This window comes from Kribbella qitaiheensis, from assembly GCF_014217565.1.
Taxonomy (GTDB): domain Bacteria; phylum Actinomycetota; class Actinomycetes; order Propionibacteriales; family Kribbellaceae; genus Kribbella; species Kribbella qitaiheensis_A.
Genome location: NZ_CP043661.1, coordinates 920,392 through 935,860, shown reverse-complemented (window position 1 = coordinate 935,860; position 15,469 = coordinate 920,392). Strand labels below are relative to the sequence as shown.

General features: G+C 67.9%; 15 protein-coding genes. 5 read left to right on the top strand and 10 right to left on the bottom strand.

The annotated features are described in order from the left end of the window. Positions 1 to 438 precede the first annotated feature (438 nt). On the top strand, positions 439 to 822 hold the full coding sequence (locus F1D05_RS04035) for an RNA polymerase-binding protein RbpA (RefSeq protein ID WP_185446063.1): 384 nt from the start codon (positions 439 to 441) through the stop codon (positions 820 to 822). Between the two features lie 257 nt (positions 823 to 1,079). Here the strand turns inward: F1D05_RS04035 and F1D05_RS04030 are convergent, their stop codons facing one another. The 7 genes from F1D05_RS04030 to F1D05_RS04000 form a co-directional block, all read right to left on the bottom strand. Beyond that, entirely contained in the window at positions 1,080 to 1,601 is a 522-nt protein-coding gene (locus F1D05_RS04030) for an FxsA family protein (RefSeq protein ID WP_185446062.1), read from the bottom strand. 22 nt (positions 1,602 to 1,623) lie between these two features. Beyond that, a complete protein-coding gene (lnt, locus tag F1D05_RS04025) occupies positions 1,624 to 3,189 on the bottom strand; it encodes an apolipoprotein N-acyltransferase (RefSeq protein ID WP_185446061.1) in 1,566 nt (521 codons plus the stop codon). A gap of 612 nt (positions 3,190 to 3,801) precedes the next feature. Continuing rightward, positions 3,802 to 3,984: a hypothetical protein gene (locus F1D05_RS39685; RefSeq protein WP_246486409.1), complete on the bottom strand. Its 183-nt coding sequence runs from the start codon at positions 3,982 to 3,984 to the stop codon at positions 3,802 to 3,804. Positions 3,985 to 4,206: 222 nt separating this feature from the next. Beyond that, positions 4,207 to 4,965, bottom strand: a complete 759-nt coding sequence (locus F1D05_RS04015) for an OAM dimerization domain-containing protein (protein ID WP_185446060.1) — start codon at positions 4,963 to 4,965, stop codon at positions 4,207 to 4,209. After that, complete coding sequence (locus F1D05_RS04010) at positions 4,962 to 6,590, bottom strand: lysine 5,6-aminomutase subunit alpha (RefSeq protein WP_246486408.1); 1,629 nt, start codon at positions 6,588 to 6,590, stop codon at positions 4,962 to 4,964. The genes F1D05_RS04015 and F1D05_RS04010 overlap by 4 nt, the downstream gene beginning before the upstream one ends. Continuing rightward, on the bottom strand, positions 6,587 to 8,188 hold the full coding sequence (locus tag F1D05_RS04005) for an amidohydrolase (RefSeq protein ID WP_206686070.1): 1,602 nt from the start codon (positions 8,186 to 8,188) through the stop codon (positions 6,587 to 6,589). Before F1D05_RS04005 ends, F1D05_RS04010 begins: the two co-directional genes overlap by 4 nt. 4 nt (positions 8,189 to 8,192) lie before the next feature. Beyond that, on the bottom strand, positions 8,193 to 9,254 hold the full coding sequence (locus tag F1D05_RS04000) for an L-erythro-3,5-diaminohexanoate dehydrogenase (RefSeq protein WP_185446057.1): 1,062 nt from the start codon (positions 9,252 to 9,254) through the stop codon (positions 8,193 to 8,195). A 165-nt stretch (positions 9,255 to 9,419) separates the two neighbouring features. On the opposite strand from F1D05_RS04000, the gene F1D05_RS03995 reads away from it, so the two are divergent. Beyond that, positions 9,420 to 10,892, top strand: a complete 1,473-nt coding sequence (locus tag F1D05_RS03995; RefSeq protein WP_185446056.1) for a KamA family radical SAM protein — start codon at positions 9,420 to 9,422, stop codon at positions 10,890 to 10,892. Between the two features lie 55 nt (positions 10,893 to 10,947). Here F1D05_RS03995 and F1D05_RS03990 read toward each other — a convergent pair whose 3' ends face one another. Beyond that, positions 10,948 to 11,961, bottom strand: coding sequence for a zinc-dependent alcohol dehydrogenase family protein (locus F1D05_RS03990; RefSeq protein ID WP_185446055.1), 1,014 nt, complete (start codon positions 11,959 to 11,961; stop codon positions 10,948 to 10,950). 148 nt (positions 11,962 to 12,109) lie between these two features. On the opposite strand from F1D05_RS03990, the gene F1D05_RS03985 reads away from it, so the two are divergent. Then, positions 12,110 to 12,442, top strand: coding sequence for a DUF4288 domain-containing protein (locus F1D05_RS03985; protein ID WP_185446054.1), 333 nt, complete (start codon positions 12,110 to 12,112; stop codon positions 12,440 to 12,442). 8 nt (positions 12,443 to 12,450) lie between these two features. On the opposite strand, the gene F1D05_RS03980 is transcribed toward F1D05_RS03985, so the two are convergent. Then, positions 12,451 to 12,627: a hypothetical protein gene (locus F1D05_RS03980; RefSeq protein WP_185446053.1), complete on the bottom strand. Its 177-nt coding sequence runs from the start codon at positions 12,625 to 12,627 to the stop codon at positions 12,451 to 12,453. Positions 12,628 to 12,713: 86 nt separating this feature from the next. After that, entirely contained in the window at positions 12,714 to 13,154 is a 441-nt protein-coding gene (locus F1D05_RS03975) for an Lrp/AsnC family transcriptional regulator (protein ID WP_206686069.1), read from the bottom strand. Between the two features lie 95 nt (positions 13,155 to 13,249). On the opposite strand from F1D05_RS03975, the gene F1D05_RS03970 reads away from it, so the two are divergent. Further along, positions 13,250 to 14,170 (top strand): 5'-3' exonuclease, encoded by a 921-nt coding sequence (locus F1D05_RS03970; protein ID WP_185448984.1) that lies wholly within the window; start codon positions 13,250 to 13,252, stop codon positions 14,168 to 14,170. Continuing rightward, entirely contained in the window at positions 14,167 to 15,363 is a 1,197-nt protein-coding gene (locus F1D05_RS03965; protein WP_185446051.1) for a M20 metallopeptidase family protein, read from the top strand. Before F1D05_RS03970 ends, F1D05_RS03965 begins: the two co-directional genes overlap by 4 nt. The last annotated feature ends 106 nt before the right edge of the window (positions 15,364 to 15,469 follow it).

The window sequence follows — 15,469 nt, the reverse complement described above, 5'->3', positions numbered from 1 at the left end:
AGATAGCGCTTTCCGAATGTCAGAGTCAATAAGTCATCGGAGGTCTACCGGTGCGACGACAGATCCTGAGGAGTGGGAGCGCGATCATGGCGGCTCCCAGACCCGCTACTGCCAGCACGATGGCCACCAGGGCCACGTTGAGCACGCTGAGGCCACGGAGTTTGTGGCGAGGGAGGACCATGGACGCAGACGCTGGAGCGGTCAGCTGAGGAATCGTTGCTCAGTTCCTGGCAACTGGCTGTGAACCTGCCAGGCCGACTTGGCGTCTATCGGCTGGATGATGGGTGTGGCCTGCGACACAGGGTGATTTGTGAACACCTGATGACAGGGCGTGATGACGGTGCTGTCAGGTGCGAACCTGGGGCTCGGGCATGCCAAAATGGGAATGATCCGGGTCGGCCGACCGTTGGCACGGATGACGAATCTCGGAGGTTTGACATGTCTAATCGCGTACTGCGTGGTTCGGGGCTGGGTGGGGTCAGCTTCGAGGATGACCGCGGCGTCGAGTTCGCGCCGCGCCAGATGATCACTTACGACTGCCCGCGCGGCCATGTGGTCGAGGTCACGATGGCGCACGACGCCGAGGTGCCCGCGATCTGGGAGTGCCCGCACTGCGGCAGCGAGGCCGCCCGCTCGACCGGTGAGAAGCCGGAGCCGAAGCAGGAGAAGCCGGCCCGCACGCACTGGGACATGCTCCGCGAGCGGCGCAGCATCTCGGAGCTCGAGGAGCTGCTCGCCGAGCGGGTCGCACTGCTCCGCTCCGGTGTGATCGGTCCGGCGCACCTGCACCGCGCCCGTTCCACCGGCAAGAAGAGCGCCTGATCCAACGCATGAAGGGCCGTCCCCGCATCCCGCGGGGACGGCCCTTCTGCACGTCCGGGTCCCCGCGCTCTCCCTGGCCGCAATCGAACTGCCGCTGCTCGGCGGCCCCGGCTTGACAGTTCGCGAAGGTAGTCGCACGCAGTGGACCAACGGGCATCCGGCCGGCGCTGTCACCGGATTGACCGTCGGCCAGGCTTCCAGCTCGACCCTGCGCCTGACTGCAGGCTCAGGCACCTACACGTTCACCGTGACCGGCATCAGCCGGTCGGTTTGTCCTGGGGGCGGTCCGGGTCGATGACCTCGCCCTGGATGACGTCGTCCGAAGCCTGCCGGCGACCTTCTTCGTACTGGGCCTCGGTCGGCGGCCGGAAGGTGCCCGGCATGAAGCCGGTGATCGGGTTGCCGCCGAGCTGGGCCACGATCCGGCGGCCGAGGAACCCGGACAGCACCTTGCGGGCCAGCGGCCGGGTGAACGGCAGGACGAAGAAGAACCCGAGGATGTCCGTCACGAACCCAGGCGTCAGCAGGAGCGTCCCGCCGACCAGGACGAGGGCGGCGTCAGCCAGTTCGCGGCCGGGCATCCGTCCGGTCTTCAGGGCCGTTTGGAGGGCGTTCCAGGCGCGTCTGCCCTCCCGCTTGATGATCCAGGCGCCGAGGGCACTCTCGACCAGCAGCAGCCCGACCGTGGGCCAGCCGCCGATCACCTGGCCGACCTGGATGATCACGTAGATCTCGATGATCGGTACGACCAGTAGTGCGACAGCGATGAACCACGGCATGGCTCTCAGCCCTCTCCTCAACTTAGACAGGCACGCTTTCGCGGTCCGGGGCCGGGGCCGGCGGGGTGCCCGGGTCGGCTTGCTTGCGGTTACGGCGCGCCAGCAAGGCCAGCGCTGCTCCAATGATCCCCAGGCCGGACAAGATCCACTGCGGCCAGCCGCCGAGAGTGGTGGCCAGCGTATGGCCGTCGCGGACCGGGACCGAGGCGACGTACACGTCGGAGACGAACTGACCCGACTTGTGCTCGACCGTACCGTCGGGGCGGATCACGCCGGAGATCCCGCTGGTCGACGCGATCAGCACAGTGCGGCCGGTCTCGATCGCACGCATCCGGGTGATCGCGAACTGCTGCTCGGGCTGCCCCGTGCCGCCGTACGTCGCGTTGTTGGTCTGCACGATGAGGATCTGCGCGCCGCCCTTGGCCACGTCCTCCACCACGTTGTCGTAGGCCAGTTCGAAGCAGATCAGATCGCCGTAGGTGATGCCGTTGATCGGCATGATCCCGGGCCCGACGCCGGGGGCGGTCTGCCGCCCGATCATCTCCAGCCGCTTGATGTAGGGCAGCAACTGGTCGCGGAACGGGATGTACTCACCGAAGGGCACCGGGTGGCGCTTCGCGTAACGCTGCCCGGGACCGGTCGTCGGGTCCCACACGATGCCGGTGGTCTGGCGCTCGTTCGGGCCTGGCCCCTCGGTCACCGCGCCGACGAGAATCGGCACCTTGACGGCCTGCACGGCCGTCTCGATGTCCTGGCGGGTCTCGACGTCCTTGTACGGGTCGATGTCGGTGGAGTTCTCCGGCCAGATCACCAGATCGGGTTTGACCTGTGAGCCGGCCAGGACCTGCTTCTCCAGATCGAGCGTCGCGTTCATGTGGTTCTTGGTCACCGTCCGGGCGCGACCGAGGAACTCCAGCCCCTTGCCCGGCACGTTGCCCTGCACCATCGCGGCGGTGACGGTCTTGCCGTTCCCGTCGGTCGAGAGGGCGATCAGCGAGGTCAGGCCGACGATCGCGACGCCGACCACCAAGGACACCAGTCGCAGGCTGAAGGCGCTACGGCGTCGCAGTACCGCGTAGACGAGGACGCCGAGCAGCGCCACGACGAAGCTGAGGCCCGAGATACCGATGTACGCCGCGAGACGGCCGAGCACCGAATCCGAGAACGCCCAGGCGAGGCGGCCCCAGGGGAAGCCGCCGAACGGGACAGAACCGGTCGCGAACTCGGTGGCCACCCAGAGACAGGGGATCCAGAGCATCCAGAGGCGGTGTTTGAGGGTCTGGCTCGCCAGTGCGCCGAAGACGCCGTAGAAGAGGCCCTCAAGGACTGCCAGGGCGATCGCGGCATCGCCACCGATGATGCTCAGCCAGGGCACCAGCACCAGGTAGTAGGCGATGCCGAAGGCGGAGCCGACCAGGAAGCCGCCCTTCATCGAGACGCCGTTCAAGGCGGCCAGGAAGAGCGGGACGGCGATCACCGCGAGCCACGGGTGGTCGTGGGGTTCGAAGACCAGGCCGAGACCGCAGCCGGCTGCCGCCGCCACGATCACCCTGGGTAGTAGCCGCCCCAAAGCCTTCAGCCGATCCACGCGCGCACCCCTTCGCCTCACCGACCCGGCGGACACCGGTCGCACGACGGTACAACGCGCGAGGCACGCGGATGTATCCGGTCAGTAGCCGGAAGTTGTACGAGCCGGGATCCGAGACCATCCGGCGCCGCAGAAGGAAACCCCTTGCGTCCGAACAGCTGAGGGTCCTGACCCATGTCTGTTCGGACGCAACGGGTTGGCTTGGGACAGAGAGAAGAGGCTCGGCGGCCTTCGGACCAACCGGCTGGCCGCTGGATGCGGGCCACCCGGCTGTTGTCTACTGGGCGCCGAGCCTCTTCCACCTCTGCCCCGCGGGGGGCTAACCACCGCCGATCTCAGCCCCCGTCGACTCAAGCCTGGCACTGGCCTGGTCAGCGTCGCGGGATCATCCGGTGGCCGAACTTCGTTGAACCGTTGGACAAACGGGATATGACGACTCCCAAAACGATGCTCGCTCACGGCGACGGTGTCAACCTCTGCGGAGGCTCCTTCAAGCCGTTGTAACACTTTCGCCTGCCATGCCGGGCAATCAGACGCCCTGGAGCCGAGGTTACGTTACAGAGTCATCTCGGCACTCCATGTTATCGTTACCCAGGGCAACGAAAGTGTCACTCAATCCTGACGGGCCGGTACGACAACGACGCCGGTCGCGCGAGTGATCTCGAGCGGCTCCGCGAGCACCTCTGCGGCCGACTCCGACAGGTCCGCGCGACCCCGGCAGACGACCTTGGCGACGAACGAGAGCTCCCGGCTGCGATTGCCGACCCGGGTGATCGTCGCCGTCGTCTCCACCACGTCGCCGGGCCCGCAGCGGCTGCAGGAACTGCACGTCGGAGTAGGAAGCGAACAATCCTTCATCTCCGTCGGCCTGGATGCACACCTCGGTCGCGACATCGCCGAACAGGCCGAGGACGTACGCGCCGTCGACCAGGTTGCCCGCGTAGTGCGCGTGGCTGTACGGGATGTAGCGGCGATGGGTGACGGCCAGGCCGATAGCTGCCTTGGACATCGACTCGGTCATGCGGTTCTCCGGACGGGTGCGTGCTTGCGACGGGTGACGAGGGCATCGACAAGGTAACTGGCCACCTCGCCCGGCGTGGTACCGCGACCGAAGACCCGGTCGACACCGAGCTCACCGGCCATCGCCTCGGTGAAACGGGGGCCACCGGCAACCAATACCGGACGCGACTCCTCGGCGTACGCCTCCCGGAAGGCCGCGGACATCTCCTTGGTGTTCAGCACGTGTGCTTCGCGCTGGGTGACCACCTGCGAGACGAGGATCGCGTCAGCCTTCTCAGCCTTGGCCCGGCGCACGAGCTCCGGTACCGCGACCTGGGCGCCGAGGTTGACCACCTTCAGCTCCCGGTAGTACTCCAGGCCCTTCTCCCCCGCGAACCCCTTGATGTTCATGATCGCGTCGATGCCGACGGTGTGCGCGTCGGTGCCGATGCACGCGCCGACCACAGTCAGCCGGCGGCGCAGGCCCTTGCGGATGGCGAGGTTGGCGTCCTTGGGCGACAGCAGCGGGTAGTCCCGCTCGATCACCTCGACCTTGCTCGTGTCGACCAGGTGGTTCACCGGTCCGTAGACGACGAAGAAGGTGAAGTCCGGTCCCATCGGCTTGGCATGCACGACCAGCGCCGGGTCCATGCCCATCTTGTTGGCGAGTTGGATGGCGGCGCCCTCGGCCCGCTTGTCGTGCGAGATCGGCAGCGTGAACGACATCTGCACCATGCCGTCACCGGTCATGTCGCCGTACGGCCTGATGATGCTCACCGGCGTACTCCCTTCCTTGCGTCCGAAGAGGTGAGGGGTGGGACCCTCGGTTGTTCGGACGCTACGTCTTCGAGCAGTTCGATGGCCGGGTTGTAGTACTGCGAGGAACGGCGGGCGACGCCCTCGAGACCGCGGCCGGCGTCCTGCGGGCGCTTCATCAGCCCGAAGGTGCCGTCGCCGATCGCGTTCAGCAGGCCGTCGTCGACGATCCGCTCCAGCAGGTCGATGGACTCCCCCAGCACCTGCCGGGCACGGTTCGCGATGAAGCCGTCCGGTGCCGGGTGGAAGTCCTCATGAAGCTTGCCGGCGGCACCTAGTACGTAGCGCACGTTCTGCAGGGCCAGGTCGCGGTCCGAGATCCACGGCGTCACGACCGCTTCGGTCATCATCCCGACGAGCAGGATGCCCTGTCCGGTCATCGCGCCGACCAGGTTGAAGAAGCCGTCCAGCAGATAGCCGCGGAAGACGTCGCCGGTCATGTGCCGGGTCGGCGGCATCCACTTCAGCGGCGCGTCCGGGAACAGCTGCCGCGCCAGCATCGCGTGCGCCAGTTCCATCCGGAACGAGTCCGGGATCTCAGGCGTGATCTCGAACGCGTGCCCGAGGCCGAGCTGCCAGTCCTCCAGCCCCGCTTCCTTCGCGAAGTACTCGTTCAGCAGTTGCGACACCGTCACCGTGTGCGCGGCGTCGACCGCGTCGGCGGTGGTCAGGTAGTTGTCCTCGCCGGTGTTGATGATGATCCCCGCGCGGGCGTGGATCTGGCGGCTGAACCGCTGGTCCACGAAGGTCCGGATCGGGTTGATGTCGCGGAACAGGATCCCGTACATCGAGTCGTTCAGCATCATGTCGAGCCGCTGCAGCCCGGCCAGCGTCGCGATCTCCGGCATGCACAGTCCGGACGCGTAGTTGGTCAGCCTGATGTAGCGGCCGAGCTCGCGCGACGACTCGTCCAGCGCGGCCCGCATCAGCCGGAAGTTCTCCTGGGTCGCGTACGTCCCGGCGAAGCCCTCGCGGGTAGCGCCCTCGGGCACATAGTCCAGCAGCGACTGTCCGGTCGACCGGATCACCGCGATGATGTCCGCACCGGCCCGGGCTGCCGCCTGCGCCTGTGGGATGTCCTCGTAGATGTCGCCGGTGGCAACGATCAGGTAGATCCACGGCCGCTGCTCGGGATCACCGTGCCGCTTGATCAACCGGTCGCGTTCCTTGCGCCGGGCATCGACCTTCTTCATTCCCGCGGCGGCGGCCCGGCGGGACGCAGTACGGGCTCGTACCGCGTCACGTCCCTCCGGCAGCCGGAAGGTCACCGATCCGGACGCCGCCTTCTGCGCCAGGACGGACAGGTCCTCGGCCTCGCCGCGGACCAGCGCGTCCCACACCGGCAACGCGAGACCGTGTTCCAGGCCGACATCGGCGCGCACGGTGTCGGCCAGCCGGTTCACCCAAGGGATGCCCTCGCTGTCGGCGCCCGCGAGCCCGGCCAACCGCAGTACGGCGCGTTCCACCGAGACAGTGGTGTGCTGCTTGGCGATGTTGACGATCGGCTTGCCGGCCTTGCGAGCCAGGCTGCGGGCCTTCCGGACGGTGACCGGATCGAGGTCGAGCTTCTTCGCTGCACGGGTCACGAGGACCATCCTTCTGCGTCGTACACGAGACGGCCGTCAACCACGGTCCGCCGACAAACAGGCACTGGTGCCTCGTCACTCAGATCCGGCAGCACCGGTACGCCGGCGCGCGGATCCGTCGACCACGCGGCGACCCGCTGATCCGGGGTCTGGACGACGAGGTCGGCGTCGCTCTCCCAGATCGCGTAGGTCGCCGGCGTTCCGGTCGCGAGCACTCCGGCGTCGTCGATCCCCGCAGCGCGCCAGCCGCCTCGGGTGTGGGCGGCGAAGGCAGCCCGGACGGTGATGCGCTGGTCCACGTCGTGGTGGAACGCGGCCGCGCGGACTGCCTCCCAGCCGCCCAGCTCGGTCACCGGTGCATCAGAGCCGAAAGCGAGTACTACGCCGGCGCGGGCTAGTGAGCCGAACGGATTCATGCCCTTCCAGCGATCGCCCACGCGCTCGGCGTACATGCCGTCCGGGCCGCCCCAGTGCGCATCGAACATCGGCTGGACGCTGGCGACGACGCCGCAGCGGGCCAGAGTGGCGATCGCGGCGTCGTCCACCATCTCCACGTGCTCCAGCCGGTGCCGGGCCGCGACGAGGGCCTGGACTCCGACCTTCTCGGCAGCCAGTTCGAAGCCTCGGGCGATGTTGTCGAGGGCCGCGTCGCCGATGCAGTGGAAGCCGGCCTGGAGATTTCGCTCGGTGCACGCGATCACGTGCTCGGCGATCTCCTCGGCGGTGAGGTACGCGTGCCCGCGGTGGTCCGCGCGATCGGCGTACGGGTCGCGTAGCGCAGCAGTACGGGAGCCGAGGGCGCCGTCCGCGTTGAGGTCTCCGGCCAGGCCCGCGAGCCCGTACTGCGTGACGTTGTCGAAGACGCCCGGCTGTCCCCAATAGAGGGTCGCGGCGAGGCCTGCCTCCTCAGCGGCCTGGCGGACCAGCGGGAGCTCCCAGAGCGGACCGATGTGCGGCGCGGCCATCTCGTGGAAGGCGCCGATGCCGCGCTCACCCATGGCCTTGACGGCAGCGCGTGCGTCGGCGAGCCGTTGCTCGGGTCCGACCAGCTCACTCAGTGCATCGCGTACGGCGTGGTTCGCGTCGCGTTCGACCCGGCCGTTGGCGTCGTAGCCGGATTGGCTTTCAAGGTTCGGAACTGCGGTTGCCAGCGAGGACGAGACGACGCCGGAGTGACCGTCGACCCTGGCGAGGTAGACGCGGCGGTTGTCTGCGGCGCGGTCCAGCTCGGCGTTCGTCGGCGGGCGGCCCTCGGGCCATTTGGTCTCGTCCCAGCCGGAGCCGTCGACGACCGCGTCCGGGGCGAGCTTCGCAGCGTAGGCCGCGACCCGGTCGAGGGCTTCGGTGAGGTTCGTCGTACCGGCCAGGTCGAGGCCGGTCAGCAGCGCGCCGGCCTGCGCGGCGTGGACGTGGGCGTCGACGAACGCGGGCGTGACGAGCCTGCCCTGCAGGTCGACGACCTCGTCGGCGCCGGTCGCGTAGGCCGCGGCGCTGGTGTCGTCGCCGAGCCAGCTGACCACGCCGTCGTCGAAGGCGATCGCGGTGGCGTGGGGGTCGGCGGGTGAGTAGACGGAACCGTTGGTCAGAAGTGTGCGCACAGGGCTAATCCTGCCCCTCCGCGGCGAGCCTGCCCTCGAACAGCTCCCGGACACCCCGCTCGGAGCGGAGCAGCTCCAGCGCGTAGTCCGCGTGACCGGGCACATAACCGTTGCCGACCAGCATCGTCACGTCGGCCGCGAGCCCTTCCGCGCCGAGCGCGGCGGCCGAGAACGACGTGGCCATCGAGAAGAAGATCACCGTGCCGCCCGCGGCCGTGGACAGTACCGCGCCGTGCTCACAGCCCGGTACGTCGACGCAGACGACCGTGATGTCCGCCGGTCCCCCGGCTGCCTCCACTGCCTGTGCCAATGCCACCGGGTCGCGGGCGTCCGCCAGGGCTACCTGGTCGGGGATGCCGGCTGCTTCGAGGCGGGTCCGCTCGGCTTCGACCGGAACGATGCCGATCGTCTTCGAGGCTCCGGCGCGGCGAGCCGCGGCCAGCGAGAGCGAGCCGCTTTTACCTGCGCCGCCAATTACTGACACGACAGGCTTTATTCCTTTGTCGACATACTGAGCGACCACTCGCGCGGTCAACGCGGGGGCTCCACAGACGTCCATCACTGCCAGCGAGAGCTCGGGGACGAGGTCGTCGGGGAGCTTCGCGACGATCGACCGGGCGAAGAGGATCGCATGCCCTTCGGCCGGGACCTGCTCGCCCCGACCATCCCAGCGGGCGAGGCCGTCGGTGATCTCCAAGGGCGTCAGCGTCAGCGACACCAAAGTGGCGACCCGGTCGCCCTTCTCGAGGCCGAGAGGCGACTCCGGGCCGGCCTCGTCGACCACGCCGACGAGCATCCCGCCGGAACCGGTCACCGGGTTCTGCATCTTGCCGCGTTCGGCCACGATCCCGAGCACCGCCTGCTTCACCGCCTCGCCGTCGCCGTGGTGGGCCTCGGCGAGCTGCCGGTACGACGCGGCGTCCAGGTTCAGCCGCTCGACCGAGATCCGGACCTCGTCGGGCCACAGCCCGGGCGAGTTGTCCAGCTTCAGTGCGGCCTGCGGCAACACGCCCGCCGGCTCCAGTACGCGGTGCAGTCCGACAGGTGAACCGGGGGTGTTCGGCACAAGGCCTCCTTCGGGCGTGGCGGTGGCCGGACTTCGGTCCGGCCGCGCAAAATACTACTCTGATCGCTGTATAGCGGAAATCTTGCGGTGTTCCATTGGATCTACAGCAAGTTCTGTCGCTATCCTCACATGAGACCGACGATGTAGTGAGCCCCAGGAGGACTCGTGACCGATCTGATCAGCCCGGAGCTTGCCGCTGCTGCCCTTGGTGAGACGCCGAATGAGCAGCCGTACGCGTACCGCCGGGCCGAGCTCGTCGAGCCCGACTGGACCCGGATGCCGGGGTTCAAGGACGTCACCGACGAGGAGTGGCGGTCGGTGCAGTGGCAGCGCTCGCACTGCGTGAAGAACGTGAAGCAGTTGCGTGACGTGATGGGCCACCTGCTCGAGGAGCGCGTCTACGAGGACCTGGAGCGCGACCAGGCCGAGCGCGCGACGATGTCGATGCTGCTGCCCCCGCAGATGCTGAACACGATCGTCCCTGAGGGTGCTGACGACTACACCGAAGCGTTCTACGCCGACCCAGTGCGTCGCTACATGCTGCCGATGTTCACTGACCGGCGTACCGACTGGGCCTCGCACCCGCACGCCACCCGCGACTCGCTGCATGAGCACGAGATGTGGGCCACGGAGGGGCTGACCCACCGCTACCCCACAAAGGTGCTGGCGGAGATCCTGCCGACCTGCCCGCAGTACTGCGGTCACTGCACCCGGATGGACCTGGTCGGCAACTCGACGCCGGTGATCGACAAGCTGAAGTTCACCATCAAGCCGCAGCAGCGACTCGACGACATGCTCGACTACCTACGGCGTACGCCGGGGGTGCGGGACGTCGTCGTGTCCGGTGGCGACGTGGCGAACATGCCCTGGCCGCGGCTGGAGTCGTTCCTGACCAGCCTGCTGGAGATCGAGAACATCCGCGACATCCGGCTCGCCACCAAGGCGCTGATGGGGATGCCGCAGCACTGGCTGTCGGACGACGTACGGGCCGGTGTCGAGCGGGTCGCTCTGCTCGGCCGGCAGCGCGGCGTGATGATCGCCATGCACACGCACGTGAACGCAGCTCAGTCGGTGACTCCCCTGGTGGCTGAGGCGACCAAGGCGATGTTCGAGGCCGGCCTGCGCGACGTACGCAACCAGGGCGTGCTCATGCGCGGTGTCAACGACTCGGTGCCGCAGCTGCTCGACCTGTGCTTCGCACTGCTCGACGGCGCCACCATCACGCCGTACTACTTCTACATGTGCGACATGATCCCGTTCTCCGAGCACTGGCGGGTTTCGGTCAAGGACGCGCAGCACCTGCAGCACGGGATCCTCGGCTACCTGCCGGGCTTCGCGACGCCGCGGATCGTCTGCGACGTCCCGTACGTCGGGAAGCGCTGGGTGCACCAGCTGTCCGAGTACGACGAGGTACGCGGCATCTCGTACTGGAAGAAGAACTACCGCACCGGGATCGAGCAACAGGACCCGGAGGCGTTGAACCGCACCTACGAGTACTACGACCCGATCGACACCCTGCCTGCCGAGGGGCAGGAGTGGTGGAAGCAGCACGCGGGCGATTCGATCGCCAAGGCCGCCGCCCAGGCAGCGGCGTCGCGCAACGCGGCTGAGTCGCAGAAGCTCATCCAGATCACCTGACCAGGCTTTCCCGCTGGTGTCGTCGCACAGGGGACCACGACACCAGCGGGAGGTTTCAGCTGTCGTGCCTGATCACGACCTTGCCGAAGAACGCTCCCTGCCGGTAATAGGCGAGTGCTTCCGGGACCTCGCCGAAGCCGAAGACTCGATCGATCACCGGCCGGAGTCCGGCCTGGGTGATCGCCCGGTTCATCGCCACGAACTGGGCGCGACTGCCGACCGCGATCGGGCGGATGGTGACGCCGCCCCCGAAGACGGTTGCCGCTGACAACGGTTCGGCTGCGGCGTCGAGGCCCTGCGAGATGCCCACCAGGGTCACTTCGCCGCCGAGTGCAGTGGCCCGCACCGATTGGTCCAGCACGCCGGCGACGTCGATCACATGGTCGGCGCCTCGCGATCCGGTGAGCTGCCGCACTTCGTCGTACCAGGCCGGGTTCTGGCCGTAATCGATCACCTCGTCCGCACCGAGGTCGCGAAGTCGCTCCGCCTTCTGCTTGCTCGACGAGGTGGCGATCACGCGCGCGCCTGCCAGCTTCGCGAACTGCAGGGCGAACAGCGAGACACCGCCCGATCCGAGCGTGAGCACGGTTTCACCCGGCAGCACGCCGCGACCGCCCAGTACTGCGTTCCACGCGGTCAGGGCGACAAGAGGAAGAGCGGCCGCTTCCTCGAAGCTCAGGTGGGCGGGGATTGCGACGACGCCGAGTTCGTCGATCACGGCGTACTCGGTGAGCGTTCCGTCGAGCGAACTGCCGAGCTGGGCGGCGTACTCGAAGCTGAATGGTCCGTCCAGCCACTGCGGGAACACCGTTGCTGCCACGCGGTCGCCTACCGCGGCACGGGAAACGCCGGGCCCGAGTGCGACGACCTCGCCGACGCCTTCGCAGCCGGCCACGACGCCGGGTGTGATCGGCAACGGGTACTTGCCTTCCAGGACCTTCAGTTCGCGCAGGCTGAGCGCGTTCGCCCGCATCCGGACCAGGAGTTGCCCGCGGCCCGGCTCCGGTGTCGGACGGTTCCTGACTTCCAGTCCATCGGGTGATGTGGCGGACAGGTGGTAGCTCTTCATCGCTCTCCTCGGAATCCATGCGTAGTGCGTGGCCGGCTTGGCCGCAATCGTCCGGCGAGGTGACGCGACCCTCAATTCCCTCGTGGGAATCGGCGCGCGTGCCGGCCGGGTTGGGGCTAGGGTCGGTGGAACTGATGGGGTGGTTTCCATGGGCTGGTACAGCGTTCGCTGCGTCTTCCAGTTGATCGATGCCAAGGACGACGAGTCGCCGTACGAGGAGCGGATCACGCTCTGGCAGGCGTCCGACTTCGAGACCGCGATCGAACTGGCCGAGGACGAAGCCGCGGAGTACATCGAGGACACCACCTGGGCGTATCTCGGCCTCGCTCAGTGCTTCTACCTGGGCGACGACGTCAGCACGATCCTGTCCGGTACCGAGGTCTATTCCCTCATCCGCACCAGCGACCTGGCCCCCGACGACTACCTGGACACCGTCTTCGACACCGGCAACGAATATCAGCGCCACGTCGAGGACACCTGAGCCGCTCGCTACTCCTTGCGCCTCAGCTTCCGGAGGATCCAGGCAAGGCCGCCGAACGCGACGACGTTGGCTTGCTGGGGGCGGCGTACGACCAGAGCATCTCGCTTGCCGTCGATCTGGTGCTGGCCGGCGCCGGCGATCAGGAGTCCAAGACCCCGGACGAACGCCAGCCATCCGAACGCCACGGCACGCGAACCGCGCGTCGCAGCAACGCCGCGGCACTCGACGAATCAGCCACCAGCCCTCCAGGCCCCAGAACCGCGGAAGAGGATCAGAGCGCGGGTGGGCGGCGTTCGTACGGGGTGCTGAGGACGATGGTGGTTGTGGTGGCGACGTTCGCGCGGGCCCGGATGATCGCCAGCAGGTTCTCCAGGGCCGCCGGCGTGGCGACGCGGACGATCAGGACGTAGCTGGAGTCGCCCGCTACCGAGTAGCAGGACTCGATCTCCGGAACTTCGCGGAGGCGTTCGGGCGAGTCGTCGGGCTGGGAGGGGTCGATCGGGCGGATCGAGATCAGCGCGGTGAGCGGCAGATCGAGCGCGGTGTGGTCGATAGTTGCCGCGTACCCCAGGATGATGCCGCGCTGCTCCAGCCGCTTCACGCGCTGGTGCACCGCTGAAGTGGACAGGCCGGTCGCCTTGCCCAGGTCGGTGAAGCTCATCCGCCCATCGGACGCGAGCAGCTCGACGATCTTGCGATCCAGGTCCTCCACGAGTGTGACCCTACTGCCGCGACGCCCCGGCATGAAAGCATCGCCTCATGGCTGAGACGACCACCACCACGACTGGTATCGCCGGACAGCGGCTGATGCTGCTCGACACGGCATCGCTGTACTTCCGCGCGTTCTTCGGCGTGCCCGACACGATGAAGGCTGCCGACGGTACGCCGACCAACGCGATCCGCGGGCTGCTCGACTTCATCGCGCGACTGGTGGAGAACCACCGCCCGACCCATCTCGTCGCCTGCTGGGACGACAACTGGCGACCGTCCTGGCGGGTCGCGCTGATCCCGTCGTACAAGGCGCAGCGGGTCGAGTTCGTGGCGTCCGGCGGGACCCAGATCGAAGACGTTCCGGACCGGCTGGAGATCCAGGTGCCGTACATCCGCGCGTGTCTGGACGCGCTCGGGATCCCCATCGTCGGCGCGGCCGATCACGAGGCCGACGACGTCATCGGCACCTTGTCGCACCAGGCCAAGATGCCGGTCGACGTGGTCACCGGCGACCGGGACCTGTTCCAGCTGATCGACGACTCGCGCGGGATCCGGATCATCTACACCGCCGCCAAGGGTGTCGGGCGCGCCGATGTGTACGACGAGAAGGCGCTGCTGGCGAAGTACGAGATCCCTGCCAACCGGTACGCCGATTACGCGACTCTGCGCGGTGACGCCTCCGACGGGCTGCCCGGCGTCAAGGGCATCGGGGAGAAGACCGCCTCGTCGCTGATCACGGCGTACGGGGGTCTGGACGAGATCCGTGCCGCGGCGGCCGATCCGTCGACGCCGATGTCGCCGTCGGTCAAGCGCAAGATCCTGGACTCCAGTGACTACCTGGACGTGGCGCCGAAGGTCGTCGCCGTGGCCAAGGACGCGCCGGTCGGGTCGTTCGACGCGACCATGCCTTCGGAGGTGAAGGATCCGGAGAAGTGGCTCGACCTGGTCGAGCTGCTGGAGCTCGGCGGAAGTGCCCAGCGCGTGATGTCCGCCCTGAACCTCGGACCCAAGGCATGAGCGCGACGCTGGAGATCGCGCAGCGCTACGCCGACGAGATCATCACTTTACGGAGAGCGCTCCACGAGGTCCCCGAATACGATCTCGAGCTGCCGAAGACGCAGGCGCTGATCCTGGAGGCTTTGGAAGGCCTCGACCTCGAGATCACGCTCGGCAAGGAGCTGTCCTCGGTCACCGCCGTACTGCGGGGCGGTGGCGGGCCCGGACCGGTCGTGTTGCTGCGCGGTGACATGGACGCGTTGCCGGTGACCGAGCGGGTCGACGTTCCTTACGCGTCGAAGCATCCCGGGATGATGCATGCCTGCGGCCACGATCTGCACGTCGCGGGGCTGGTCGGCGCGGTGAAGGTGCTGCACGAGTTGCGGGATCAGCTGGCCGGCGATGTGGTGTTCATGTTCCAGCCCGGCGAGGAGACGACGGGCGGCGCGCCGATCATGATCCGCGAGGGTCTACTGGAGGCGGCGGGACGGCGGGTCGACGCAGCGTACTGCCTGCATGTGCAGTCCGCCGGCGATCCGCTCGGCATGTGGAACAGCAAGGCCGGATCGTTCATGGCGGCCGCCGACCAGCTGAGCGTTCGCGTCGTCGGCGCGGGCACCCACGGCTCCAAGCCGTACCGTGGCAAGGACCCGATCCCGGTCGCCTGCGAGATGGTGCTGGCGCTGCAGACGATGGTGACCCGCCAGTTCGACATCTTCGATCCGATTGTCCTCACGGTCGGCCGGATCGCCGGCGGCACCAAGGAGAACATCATCCCGGACGACGCGTTCTTCGAGGCGACCGTGCGCAGCTTCTCCCCGGAGACCGGCGCCAAGGTGAAGGTCGCGTCCGAACGGCTCGTCGAAGGCATCGCCGCCGCGCACGGCCTCACCGCGGAGGTGGACTACCGCGTCGGCTACCCGGTCACCGTGAACAACGACGCCGAGTACGAATTCGCGCGCCAGACGATAACCGACCTCTTCGGCGCAGACCGCTTTCGTGAGCGCCCCCAGCCCAGCTGCGGCGCCGAAGACATGTCCTTCGTCCTCAACGAGGTCCCCGGCGCCTACGTAAACCTCAGCGCCTGCGCCACCCCCGACTGGGACAAAGCCGCCGACAACCACTCCCCCTTGGCCACCTTCGACGACTCAATCCTCCCCAACGCCGCAGCCCTCCTCTCCGAGCTGGCCCTCCGCCGCCTGGCACGCGGCTAACCGCCGCCACCCCGCCGTACGGCGAACCGCTCCACCACCTCCGCCCTACGGCGACCGCTCCCGCACGCTCGCTCCACCTTCGCCAGACGACGACAACTCCCGCATC